Here is a 12,062-nt window from a genome sequence, read left to right as displayed (position 1 = left end):
GGACGATACCGGTTCCGACACTGATTTGAGCAGTCTTGAAGAAGATGCTGATGACACCGTTGATGATGCCGGTTACGATGATGCCGAAGATAGTGATCCGGAGTGACGCAAGACAACCCTTCACTGCAGAAATCTGAAACTGTAGCTTCGGACAACGAAACATCGGCAATCGATCTTTTGAACGGAGCTGATGTTGTGCAAGCTGTTCTTGGCAACGCCTATCCTCAGATGCTTCGTTTCCATGAGATGATTCAGCGTGAGGGTCTCGTCAGAGGTCTGATTGGACCACGTGACGTTTCCATCATTTGGGAAAGGCACATACTGAATTCAGCAGCGGTAGTGCCTTTTATCAAGCAACATCTCAACACTCACCATGGATCAGGGCGTATTGCGGATATAGGTTCTGGCGGTGGATTCCCGGGAATCGTGATTGCGGCGATGCTGCCTGATACCCCTATCACGCTCATTGAGCCAATGGAACGTAGAGTCGAATGGCTTGAATTGGTAAAGTCTGAGCTGCACTTAGACAACGCTACTGTCTTGAGAGCTCGTGCCGAAGAAGCTTTTCCCGTTGCTCTAGCACGTGCATCTCACCCAGGTCATTCGCATAAGTCTAAGAATCATCACAAAGACGGCCAATCCTCGATGAATGTGGTTACAAAGTCCATAGAACCATGTTCTCTCGTTACCTGTAGGGCAGTGGCACCTCTTCATAAGCTTGTTGGTTGGACACTTCCGTTCTTAGAGCATTCAGGACAGCTCGTTGCATTAAAAGGTAAGTCGGCACAGACCGAAATTGAGAAGGCTGCTAAGAATATTCAACGAATGCATGGACACCATGCACGTGTTGTGGAAGCACCCGTCGGCGAAGGCCTTGAAAGTACACATGTGGTTATCGTAGATAAGCAGTGATTGGATTCTGCTGTTCTGCTCACCTTTCTTTCTTTCGTTATTTGGTGTCACAGCTGATTTCAATATCTACATCGTATTTCACTTGGCGTGCTGAACAGCTGAGTTAACAACAATGAGGTTGCTTTCTCAATATCTATTTTCAGTGCCCATCTGTTCAATACATTTGCAAGCTATGAAGATATCCCAATCTGTGCTCTGATGTTTCACGTGAAACATTCGATTCTTGTAATTCTTCACCTGTGACGAGGTATGATTTGGCATCTAGTCTCTTGGCCCTGTTTGACTTGTAAACAAGGGGAGTGGGATGAAGGCCGTTGAAAGTGAATATTCAAAAAGGATTTTTCTGTAAGCGGCACCTTATGCTCCTGACCTTACGAGAGCTACGTCGATTCTCAAAGTTAGAAAGAACGAATCTGAGACGCTCAACGATTGATAGACAGCAAAGAATGCTTCAAGTAGCAGCAGTGTTTCACGTGAAACATTCAAGACGTTCCACGACTTCGGTAAACGAGTTATCCACATATGAACGCGAGTTATGCACATGTATTACATGCAAGTGATGAAAAGTAAATTGCTTTCAATTTTCGTTGCTATTTCAATGTAAACCCGGTGGATAAAAATTACGTATATGTTATTTGTCCACATAAGTTATGCACAGTTATCCACTTTTACACACCTGAGCGGTGTACCTTACGACAAAGTGATTATGTCCAGCATGATGATGAAACTGGAATATGTTGTCGGTTTCATATGGCAGTTGATTGGTTCTTTGTTTGGGGACATTTTCAGTGGATATGACTCTGATGTGGCGTATTCAACAATTTAGGAAAGTGAGTATAGAGTGACGGTTTCAAACAATCACTTATCCGCTGCTGCCGAAGACGACCATATCGAGAAAGCCTCTGAGGTACTTCAGCGCATTTTTGGCACCCAGGAACAGGGCAGTTCAATGGGCTTGGAAATGGTCAATCTTTCTGAGAAAGCGCAACAGCTTGATGCTATGGAATTTTTAAAGCCTTCTCAGACACGATTGATGGCTGTGGCTAATCAGAAGGGCGGGGTTGGCAAGACGACGACAGCCGTGAATATTGCCAGTGCGCTTGCGTCTCATGGTCTGTCAGTCTTATTGATTGACATGGATCCTCAAGGTAATGCATCAACAGCCATGGGTGTCAATCATGCTGAAGGCATTCCATCCGTGTATGACGTTCTTGAGGGACGGCTTTCATTGACTGAAGTGAAATCCAAGTCCGAACATTTTTCACATCTCGATGTGGTACCTGCGTCAATTGATTTATCAGGCGCAGAAATGGAGCTCGCAACCCTGGCGAATAGAAACGCTCTGCTTCATGCTGCAATGCATCGACTCTTGACTGATTCACCACATGCATATGACTATGTGATCGTCGATTGCGCTCCAAGTCTAGGACTTCTCGTTCTCAACGTACTCTGTGCTGTTCGCGAGGTGCTCATACCCATTCAAGCTGAATATTATGCACTCGAAGGGCTGGGGCAGCTCTTGCATACGATTGGTCTGGTACAACGAAATTTCAATCCGCAGCTCTTGGTTTCGACCATGTTGATAACCATGTATGACAAACGAACCTTGCTAAGTAAGGAAGTTTTTGATGAAATTCAACGCCACTATAAGGGGATTGTCTTGAACACGACCATCCCACGGTCGGTTAAGATATCTGAAGCACCAAGTTTCGGGCAAAGCATCATCACGTATGACCCGCGTGGTGCTGGTTCCGTTGCTTATGGGGAAGCGGCGTATGAAATGAATTCGCGGTCTGAGGATGTGTTGAGGCAGCTCAACGAACAAGCAGGAAATGAGGAGTGAGGAATGGCAACAAGATCTCGTTTAGGTAAGGGCCTTGGAGCATTGTTCCCAGATCTCCCACAGGTGCATGAATCTCACAAGAGGTCCTCGGCTCCCAGTTCAAAACCCACCGGACAAGATATCCCCAATAGCCCGAATGGCTCGGGGAATGTTTCACGTGAAACATCGACAAACCTCGCCGTACAACCATCAAACGTAAGTTCTGAACCTGCTGATTCATCGAAACGCACCAAGTCGGAAGATAAAAGCAAGAATTCGAAATTGACTTCGCATAGTTCCACGAAAAAGGAGCGGTCGTCTTCCAAGAGCAGAAGAACCAGCGTCCCGCATCTTGATGCCTTGGCACATCCAAGCGACCTGTTCTTCGGTGAACCGTTGTCACCTGTTCGGTCTGATTCATCAAACACTAGACCACGTAGTAATCAGCACGGTGCTGTGACGGACGACGGTGCTGTGACGAACAATGACGGTGTGGATCTTCACGATGCCGGATTGCAGAATGTTCATCGAACAACGGAAACAGGGGACGCTGATAGCTCGAAGTCTGATAGCACGCGGACATCTCAAAACAACAGTAGTTCGGTCTCAGCGTCAGACGCAACTAATGTTTCACGTGAAACATCGCGTGTAGAACAAGGGACTTATACCGAGCAAGACGGTCGCATCAATGCGAAATCTCTGCCAAGTGAGGGTGTTGAGCGGGCAGAGAGCATACCAGAAGAAACTTCGAACGACAATAGTGCACTGAAACCAGTAGAGGGTGCATATCTCACATCTCTGAAGGTCAGCGAGATCTCTCCGAATGCTCATCAGCCTCGTACTATTTTCGATGAGGATGAGCTTGTTGAGTTGTCTCATTCAATTCAAGAAGTTGGCGTATTGCAGCCAATTGTCGTAAGAAAGCGCGATCTCGAGGAAATCAACGAAGCACACCAGCAGCCCTATGAGTTGATTATGGGTGAACGGAGATGGCGCGCTTCGAATCTTGCAGGAGTCGAAGAGATTCCTGCAATCGTGAAGACCACCCCAGATGATGAGATGTTACGCGATGCGTTATTGGAAAACCTACATAGAGTTGCTCTCAATCCTCTTGAAGAGGCAGCAGCCTATCAACAAATGATTGAGGAATTTGGATTGACACAGGAGCAGTTGTCTCAATCAATCTCCAAATCCCGGCCGCAGATTGCCAATATGCTTCGTCTATTGCAGTTACCTGGGGTTGTGCAAAAGAAAGTTGCTTCGGGTGTGCTCTCAGCAGGTCATGCTCGGGCTCTGCTTGCATTATCGTCTGCTGATGAGATGGTATCCCTTGCCAACCGAATAATTGCTGAGGGTCTTTCGGTCCGTTCGACCGAAGAGATCGTTGCCTTGGCAATTCATAGAACAGACTCGCAAAAGAATGCACGGCACGGTAGATCCAACGTCTGGGTTGATTCCGAAGTCAGAAATAATCTGGAAAATCATTTTGAAACCAAGGTCAGCATCAAGGGTTCGGAAAAGAAGGGGAAAATTGAGATAGTGTTTTCTTCGCCTGAAGACATGCAGCGCATCATTGCTATGTTGCTGCCCGCGACGCAAGACAGCACATCGAAACAAGACGGTTGGGTCTGATTCTTGGGTTTGCTGTCAGCAAGGATCGGCAATTGCTATCAAGAGCTGCTTGACTTGATAACAGCATTGGTGCACGACAGAAAAAAGCCGATCGAAGATGCAGTGTTTCGATACGACGGTCAATGTGGACAACAGTGAGGGTGATTGTCGGAGAATCTGACACTGGATTCAACCACCGGAAGAGAACGGTGAGACTGGCTGTGGCGTGAAGCTGACGGGCTGTGAATCAGCCCGTGACATGAGACTGGGTCTCACCGTGATAAGGCGACATTGAAGCAAATCATTGGCAACTGCACTGAGAAAATAATCACGGAATAGAATCAAAGATCACCAGGCAACGAGGACAATGCTTGTTCACAACATCATGAAGGCACAACGGAACATGTCTCATGCCTTCACGATACAGTCTGTGACATAGCATGGAAACGGCTTGTGCCATGAACTTGATCTCCAGAGATTGTGGGATGTTTCTCTACATCACAGCCAATGGAATCAGTGAATTGCCCTGCCTTATATGATAACGCTCACTTCTATCACAGACGAACAGCGTGAGACGTACATTAACCACGACAATCCCAGCATATTGACAAGTCCCGGCCTATATCAGTCGTTCGCTGTGTGCTGGCTGTGACGGCTGTGTGTGATGACATTGTGTGACGCAATTGTGAGCCTGCATATTTGGATGGGGCTGCGTTGTTGGCATGTGCCTTGGCAATATCGATGGCGCTGAAGGGAGTGGTTTCGTGCGGGGATGCTGGTGACTGAAAACAGGCGCAGTTTAGCTTGTATGTACCCTGTGTGGGTTTGATTGCCGTTTTAAGTGGTTTCATTTCGCGTGATTGTTGCTTTGCTGGTGAAACGCATAGCCTGTTCTTAGTCATAGAGAGGAAACACATGCACATTACGTACGAGTATGACCCCGGGGCGGTTGAACCGGTAGTCATCGTTCGATCACCCTCAATGGATGATGCCACCCGTCACATTATGGCGCTGTTGCGACGCGATGATGGAAACAGCTCTGATTTGCTGGAGGTGGATACCGCATCCGGCACTTCCCTTGTGCCGTTGCGTGATGTGGCTTTCCTGTATGCGCAGGCAGGCAAGGTGTACGCACGTTGTGGAAAGGGTGACTGGAAGGTACGGCGGACGTTGAGGGATCTGACTGCATCACTGCCAGGAAAAGTCTTTCAACGAGTATCGAAATCGCAGATTCTCAATTTCTCGTACGTCGTGCGCTTCGATCTAACCAGGCAGGGAACTGTTCAGGCCATATTGCGCGATGGGAGCATTCATAAAGTTACTGACTCATATATAGACGCCATCAAGAGAAGGATCATAGGATCATGAGACGAGTCATTAAAGACAGTGTGTCAGGTATAGTATTCGGCCAGTTCATCGGTTTTTGGATGGCAACCATTTTTTCCGCAGTGAACGGCGCATCTTCCTGGTTGCCCAGCACTCCACGATGGGTTGCCCAGTTCCCCTCGCTCACGGCAGCGACAATCGTGGCTTCTCTCTTATGGTGGGCCATGGGAATGCTTTTTTCGCTTGGCAGCGACTTCATCTTCAGCGCCGAAGAGTGGAGCATAACCAAGAGAACCGTCATTCACTTCGTCGTTACGATGCTCGGGTTTACCCTGCTGGCATGCCTATCAGGATGGTTCCCCCTGGAACCGGCACCAATACTGGGATTCATTCCCGGTTTCCTCGTTGTGTACGCTGTTGTCTGGAGCATCCGCATGATGCATGCACGCCATACAGTCAACCAACTCAACCAGCACCTCACCACCACAAAATGACAGTCGAAGGAATGCCCGTTGTATCTGCGCTGCCGGCGTGATAAGAGTGTTTGGCTCCGGCACCATCCTTTTTTTGCAATGGGTATGCTCAAGATTGTTTCCTTGACGTGTGATGACAATCATTGAGCTTCAGGTTTTGTCTGAAAGGTGTTCTCACTTCATGTAGTTCCACGGGTGTGTAGTAGTGCGGCTGCCGATGTGGCTATGATGATGGCGATTGCCGCGCCCGCCAGGGTACTGTCCTCTCAGCCGAAATCTGGTCAGCTTGTCTTGGTGGGGTATTGCTGTTTGAGGCCGTCGAGGAACAGAGCTACCCCGCGGTGGTACGCACCTTCAGGGTCGTTTGCCAGTCCGGTTGCCTCGCCAAGTGCCGAGGATACACACGCGGCGGTGGGGAACCGGCTGGGGTCGCTGATCGCAGCGGTGAGCGTGGGCTCGATGCCCGACCACCAACCCATATCGTCATGTTCGCCGGACGCGCGTTCGCGTTGGGCTGCGATCGCGCTTCGAGCCGTTCCCTGGACAAGCGCTAGAAGTGCGGTCAGTGTGTGCTCCAACACGATGTCGGTCATGCCGATGCCATCGAGGGCACGCAGTTCGATCTCGTACTTCGTTGTGATGCCAGGGCCTGGTACGGGGCGACCCGGTGTGATGTCGGTGATCCACGGGTGCGTTTGGCAACTGTTCCAGTTCGCTTCGGCAACCGCGATGACACGGTTTCGCCAATCTGTTTCACTGGAAATCTCGGTATTGGCGTAAGTCGTTCCGGCCACGTGGTCGAGCATAAGTTCAACCAGTTCCGCGTGACCGCCGATGTGGGGGTAGAGAGCCATTGCCGTAACACCGGCTTCAGAGGCGAGCCGCCGGATAGTGACCGCTTCCAGACCCTCCCGATCGGCAAGATTAACCGCGAGTTCGGTGATGCCACTGGTGCTCAGGCCGCTACGTGGACTGGTAGGGGCATTGCGCCATAGCAGACTGACCAGTTTCAGCTCGTCTATTTCCGAACGCTTGACCATCTTGCTCCTTTGTGCTATACAATGTATATTACGTAGTATAGCAATGAATGGCACTCTATAACCTAACACTGTATAGCACTGTAAAACGAAATATGGCACGGCACAGCTCTGAAGAAATATGGGTCGTCAAGTGAGATAGCCACTATGAAACTTGTGGCGGCGAAAATTGCGCAACCAGCGGTATTGCGTGACCAAACGGTATTGCGTGAGCAACGTTTGCTCGCGAATTGCCGTCAGGAACTGAAACCGTCGGGCCGACATGTGCCGCATACCATGCGGTGCTCCTGGGGCCGAGGTCGAGTAACTGGCTCAGTAACTGGTGCTGCTCTCTGGTTCTGGTCCGGCCGTTGGTAACTGATTCAAGCCACAGTTATAGTCTTCGCGCCTCTTGAGGGTCGTTCGTATCGCAGGCTTGCACGATTTTGCCTAACCGTGATGGTGGCAAGCGAAGAGAAGGAAGGAGAATGCGATGATACCTATGCGTACGATTGCTGAGCAGTTGGATGTTCTCGAAAATGCGGGGGTTCTTGCGTTCGCCCACAACAATAAAGCCGACGTGCGCACTGCCGTCGCAGCATTGCGGGCCGAGGGATCCGAGGGACTGGTTGCGTTGCACCAGCGGTGGTTCGCGGCGTCTGAGCTTGCTCCCTTGCTGACACTCAACGGGAAGAAGGGTTTCGTCGTTGGAGACATGACTGACGTGGACGAGTTCACTCCGGCTGGAATCAACCTACCAGATGCTCCGCTGTATCTGGTTCGTGGAGTGAGACGTGGTGACGACCTACACAATGTCTCTCCCCAAGAGGCACTTGTTCAGTTTGAAGCTTCACACCGGCGCCCTCTCACGCTTCAGGAGGGACTGAGTTGGGCGCTGAGCACTCCCGCAATCATTGAAGCGAACTCATGCTTCATGACGATCGGTTCGCGCAAGGTCAAACGGATCCAGCGCTCAGGCGAGGTTGTCTACGACTCGCGTACACCGGCACTGTGGATCAGCTCAGGAACGGGGCGCGATGGGCGCGAACGCCGGGGTGCACCCAAACTCGGATGGTGTTGGTGGCGCAACCGCCACACCTGGCTTGGCATTGCCTCAGCATACGCGTGACCGCACGTCAACCCTCAACATGCAGCAGTAGTCATGCAGCAGTCGCATTTGCACTGGCTTCTGCAGCCACTTCAGCGTTGCCTCCAACGCCAGCCTTGGCGTTCTTGGCGCTGCCGGTCTGGGGAAGGCCATTGAGATAGTTCTGTGCGTCAAGGGCGGCTCTGCAACCCATCCCTGCCGCAGATACAGCCTGGCGATACACGCGATCGACGGCATCTCCCGCTGCGAAAACGCCAGGTACGGATGTACGAGTGCGATCAGGTTCGACGGTGATATATCCATCGGCATCCGTGTGGAGCGCGCCTGTGAGGAATGCCGTCTCTGGAGTGCTTCCAATGGCCACAAATACGCCATTCGCCTCAATGGTGCTGGTCTCTCCACTGACAACATTGGTGATTTCGACACTGTGTGCGCCGCTCTCATCGCCGTGCACTGCGCTCACGATGCTGTCATAGACGACGGTGATCTTGGGGTTGTTCATCACCCGATCCGCCATGATTGTCGATGCGCGGAACGTGTTCCGGCGATGGATAAGCGTCACTGAAGAACCATAGCCGGCCAGGAAGTCCGCCTCTTCCATCGCAGAGTCGCCGCCTCCGACGACGACGATGGGCTTGTCCTTGAAAAAGAATCCGTCGCAGGTGGCACAGTATGAGACACCACGGCCAGAATATTCGATCTCTCCGGGAATCCCGAGTTTTTTGTATTGGGCACCGGTCGCCACCACAACAGCGCGTGCCGCATAGCTCGTCCCCGAGTCGGTTGTGATGTGTTTCAAACCGTCAGCTGCAGCAAAATCGACTGAAACGACATCCTCATACTCGATCTGCGCCCCAAACTTCTCTGCCTGATCGTGCATCCTGTCCATAAGATCCGGCCCAAGAATGCCATCGGGGAACCCCGGGAAGTTTTCCACCGAGGTGGTATTCACCAATTGGCCCCCTGGAGTCAGAGCTCCCGCAAGAACCAAGGGACGGTGGCCTGCTCTGGCGAGATAGAGTGCAGCGGTGTACCCGGCAGGCCCGGATCCAATTATAATTACGTCGCGTGATTCTTCAGTCATGACCATAACAATAACCGCATTTCTCTACGTCGACAGTGATGTGCTCAGCGTGAAAGCCATAACGCTCATATGAAGTATATCAATGTTGTCTACTCGACGAATAAGGTATGGATGCTTGGGATCGACACGAAGACAGCCCGTAAGACCTTCTATGCCCCCCTGTGGCGATTTTGAGAGAGAACGGATTCAACCATGCTCGAATATAGATCTGCCAAATGGTAGCCCGCCGCAAGCGCCGATTCCGGCAGTAGTGAGGTATCCGTCATGCCAGGCGTCACGTTCGACTCAAGGAATTGTGGCACGCCATCCTTGTCGACAATGAAGTCCGTTCTTGAAATGTCACGAAGCCCCAATGCCTTGTGAGCTGTCAATGCTTCAGCTCGCAATTCATCCAGTATCGAACGTTCGACGCGCGCTGGAATGAAGAATTCAGTGGGACCAGGCGTATAGCGAGCATCATAGTCATAGGTGCCGTTGGGCGTGTCAATCTCGAGAGGTGGAAGAGCGACGGCATCCCCATCGACTTCGAGCACAGAAACGGAAACCTCAGTACCTACGACAGCCTTTTCGACGAGTGCCACATTCCCATAGGCAAAGCAACTCACCATGGCCTGGGGAAGCTGCTCAGCATCCGTGACCAGTGTGCATCCCATAGCGGAACCACCCATCGTGGGCTTGATGAAGAGCGGAAGCCCAACGGAATTGACAAGCAGGTCAATGACTTTCGTGGCACCAAGCTCACGAAACATGGATTCTGGCAAGGTAACCGAATGAGGTGTGTGCAAGCCGGCCTTACGCACAACATTCTTGGCAATTGGCTTGCTCCAGGCAGTTCTCGAAGCCTTGGCTCGCGAACCTACGTAGGGGACATCCTCCATTTCGAGAATGTCGCGTATAGACCCGTCCTCACCATTCGCACCATGCAGGAGTGGCCAGACAACATCGGGGTGTGTTTCTGGGTTGCTGAGATAATCGAGTAGCTCGCTGTCCATATCGTGAAGCTGAACTGTCCAGCCAGCGTCTTCCAAAAAGCCCGCAACTCGGTGACCTGAACTTAATGACACATCGCGTTCGTGACTCAAACCGCCGCAAATAACGAGAATAGAGCTATTTTTCCGTTCTTCCGCGGAAAGTACATGATGTGATGGCTTCGCGGCGGAAGCCACGACTTTCTCTGAGTCCCCATCAGTTACAGCATGCACTGCATCGGTGTGTGCGGCATCCGGCTTGCTTACCCTGTTGACCATGACCTTTGCCTTTCTAGGCTGTTTCCTCACAAAAACTATTCGAAATTGTTAATGACTATGACTCAAGCGATCAGTGGGCTGCAGGACCTGGATATTCCACATCGCGTGGATCGGGATCTGGCTTGCCAGTGGTTCCAAAGAGTTCCGCCGTCTCCCTGTCTGCATCGATGACGGTGGAAAGTCTGCGAATCCCTTCGGTGATGCGGGTTGGAGTTGGATAGCAGAATGAGAGGCGCATATGATCCGTGCCTTCGCCATTGTCATAGAATGCCGTGCCGGCAACGTAGGCGACCTTCGCGGTGATGGCACGAGGCAGCATCGCCCGCGAATCAAGTCCTTCTGGAATCTTGAGCCAGATGTAGAAGCCACCCTTGGGTTTGTGCCAGGAGCAATACGGCAGATATTTCTTCAGCGCAGCATCCATGGTATCGCAGCGTTCCTTATACATGCCACGATAGTCATTGATCTGAGCCTTCCAATCAAAGTTATCAAGATAGGTAGTGATGGTCATCTGGCTCATGTTCGACGGGCAGAGAATTGCAGATTCATTCGCAAGCACCAATTTATGGCGGATTCCCGGAGGAGCCACCATCCAGGCGACGCGCATTCCCGGAGCTATGATCTTGGAGAAGCTGCTCAGGTAGACGACATTCTCGGAATCCATCGAACGAAGTGCAGGATAGGTCTTGCCTTCGAAGCTCAGCAGACCATAGGGGTTGTCCTCAACGATCAGCACGTGATATTTGCGAGCGATCTCAAGCACCTTTGGACGGCGTTCGATGCTCATGGTGGCACCGGCGGGGTTATGAAAGTTCGGTACCGTATAGAGGAATTTAACGGGGTGCCCAAGTGCTCGCTGTTCGATGATTGCCTGTTCAAAGGCTTCAGGAATCAGACCATTCTCATCGAGCAGCACATTGACCACTTGAACCTGGAACGATTGGAAGACACCTAGAGCGCCAACATAGTTTGGCGCTTCGGCCAAAATGGAATCGCCAGGATTGCACATGATTCTTGTTATCAGATCAAGTCCAGATTGCGAACCATTGACGATGACCACATCATCAGGCTGCGCGTCGGTGATATTCTCAAGTTCCATGATCTGCAACACGTCTTCACGCAGATGCGGATCACCTTGTGCGGAGCCGTATTGCCATGCTACGTCTCCCTTGTCCTTGAGCATTTTTGCCAAGAGAGGGGCCAATTCATCGAAAGGCATACGGTCAAGATAGGGCATGCCACCAGCCAGAGAGACCACCTCAGGGCGGCTGGCCACCGCAAACAGGGCTCGGATTTCGGATGCTCGCATCGCTTCTGCTCGATCGGCGTAACTACCGAACCAAGGGTCGTTCTTGATGACCTTCGATGGGATATCTCGATTATCCGACATGATTGCTGGCCTTCCCACTTAAGACTTGGCACATTGCTGGCATCGCAACGAGACTGCGAAATACAGGACCCCG

General features: G+C 51.3%; 10 protein-coding genes. 6 read left to right on the top strand and 4 right to left on the bottom strand.

Features of this window, described 5'->3' with window-relative positions; all coding sequences use genetic code 11:
- Positions 1-123: 123 nt before the first annotated feature.
- From rsmG to BAQU_RS00115, 5 genes are all read left to right on the top strand, one after another.
- Complete coding sequence (gene rsmG, locus BAQU_RS00135; protein ID WP_244568378.1) at positions 124-912, top strand: 16S rRNA (guanine(527)-N(7))-methyltransferase RsmG; 789 nt, start codon at positions 124-126, stop codon at positions 910-912.
- A 949-nt stretch (positions 913-1,861) separates the two neighbouring features.
- Positions 1,862-2,755 (top strand): ParA family protein, encoded by an 894-nt coding sequence (locus BAQU_RS00130; RefSeq protein WP_094692170.1) that lies wholly within the window; start codon positions 1,862-1,864, stop codon positions 2,753-2,755.
- Between the two features lie 120 nt (positions 2,756-2,875).
- Entirely contained in the window at positions 2,876-4,366 is a 1,491-nt protein-coding gene (locus tag BAQU_RS00125) for a ParB/RepB/Spo0J family partition protein (RefSeq protein ID WP_462906223.1), read from the top strand.
- An 894-nt stretch (positions 4,367-5,260) separates the two neighbouring features.
- The gene (locus tag BAQU_RS00120; RefSeq protein WP_094692054.1) at positions 5,261-5,713 is read left to right on the top strand and encodes a LytTR family DNA-binding domain-containing protein; all 453 of its coding nucleotides are present in this window, start codon (positions 5,261-5,263) and stop codon (positions 5,711-5,713) included.
- Positions 5,710-6,165 carry a DUF3021 domain-containing protein gene (locus tag BAQU_RS00115; protein WP_094692053.1) on the top strand — a complete coding sequence of 152 codons (456 nt, stop codon included), beginning with the start codon at positions 5,710-5,712 and terminating at the stop codon, positions 6,163-6,165. Before BAQU_RS00120 ends, BAQU_RS00115 begins: the two co-directional genes overlap by 4 nt.
- Positions 6,166-6,425: 260 nt before the next feature.
- Here the strand turns inward: BAQU_RS00115 and BAQU_RS00110 are convergent, their stop codons facing one another.
- On the bottom strand, positions 6,426-7,184 hold the full coding sequence (locus BAQU_RS00110) for a TetR/AcrR family transcriptional regulator (protein WP_094692052.1): 759 nt from the start codon (positions 7,182-7,184) through the stop codon (positions 6,426-6,428).
- Positions 7,185-7,653: 469 nt separating this feature from the next.
- On the opposite strand from BAQU_RS00110, the gene BAQU_RS00105 reads away from it, so the two are divergent.
- On the top strand, positions 7,654-8,289 hold the full coding sequence (locus tag BAQU_RS00105; RefSeq protein WP_094692051.1) for a DUF5701 family protein: 636 nt from the start codon (positions 7,654-7,656) through the stop codon (positions 8,287-8,289).
- A gap of 31 nt (positions 8,290-8,320) precedes the next feature.
- On the opposite strand, the gene trxB is transcribed toward BAQU_RS00105, so the two are convergent.
- From trxB to BAQU_RS00090, 3 genes are all read right to left on the bottom strand, one after another.
- Positions 8,321-9,352, bottom strand: coding sequence for a thioredoxin-disulfide reductase (gene trxB / locus BAQU_RS00100; RefSeq protein WP_094692169.1), 1,032 nt, complete (start codon positions 9,350-9,352; stop codon positions 8,321-8,323).
- A gap of 149 nt (positions 9,353-9,501) precedes the next feature.
- Positions 9,502-10,599 (bottom strand): D-alanine--D-alanine ligase family protein, encoded by a 1,098-nt coding sequence (locus BAQU_RS00095; protein WP_094692050.1) that lies wholly within the window; start codon positions 10,597-10,599, stop codon positions 9,502-9,504.
- A 70-nt stretch (positions 10,600-10,669) separates the two neighbouring features.
- On the bottom strand, positions 10,670-11,989 hold the full coding sequence (locus tag BAQU_RS00090) for an aminotransferase-like domain-containing protein (protein WP_094692049.1): 1,320 nt from the start codon (positions 11,987-11,989) through the stop codon (positions 10,670-10,672).
- Between the last annotated feature and the right edge of the window lie 73 nt (positions 11,990-12,062).

The sequence above is a fragment of the Bifidobacterium aquikefiri genome, from assembly GCF_002259795.1.
GTDB lineage: Bacteria > Actinomycetota > Actinomycetes > Actinomycetales > Bifidobacteriaceae > Bombiscardovia > Bombiscardovia aquikefiri.
The sequence above is the reverse complement of the archived record's forward strand: the minus strand, read 5'-3'. Positions and strand labels throughout refer to the sequence as shown.

Bases quoted from the DNA above. Each gene is read 5' to 3' on its own strand.
- BAQU_RS00130 (WP_094692170.1), top strand. From the start codon at position 1,862: ATGGGCTTGGAAATGGTCAATCTTTCTGAGAAAGCGCAACAGCTTGAT.
- BAQU_RS00120 (WP_094692054.1), top strand. From the start codon at position 5,261: ATGCACATTACGTACGAGTATGACCCCGGGGCGGTTGAACCGGTAGTC.
- BAQU_RS00115 (WP_094692053.1), top strand. From the start codon at position 5,710: ATGAGACGAGTCATTAAAGACAGTGTGTCAGGTATAGTATTCGGCCAG.
- BAQU_RS00110 (WP_094692052.1), bottom strand. From the start codon at position 7,184: ATGGTCAAGCGTTCGGAAATAGACGAGCTGAAACTGGTCAGTCTGCTA.
- BAQU_RS00105 (WP_094692051.1), top strand. From the start codon at position 7,654: ATGATACCTATGCGTACGATTGCTGAGCAGTTGGATGTTCTCGAAAAT.
- trxB (WP_094692169.1), bottom strand. From the start codon at position 9,352: ATGACTGAAGAATCACGCGACGTAATTATAATTGGATCCGGGCCTGCC.
- BAQU_RS00095 (WP_094692050.1), bottom strand. From the start codon at position 10,599: ATGGTCAACAGGGTAAGCAAGCCGGATGCCGCACACACCGATGCAGTG.
- BAQU_RS00090 (WP_094692049.1), bottom strand. From the start codon at position 11,989: ATGTCGGATAATCGAGATATCCCATCGAAGGTCATCAAGAACGACCCT.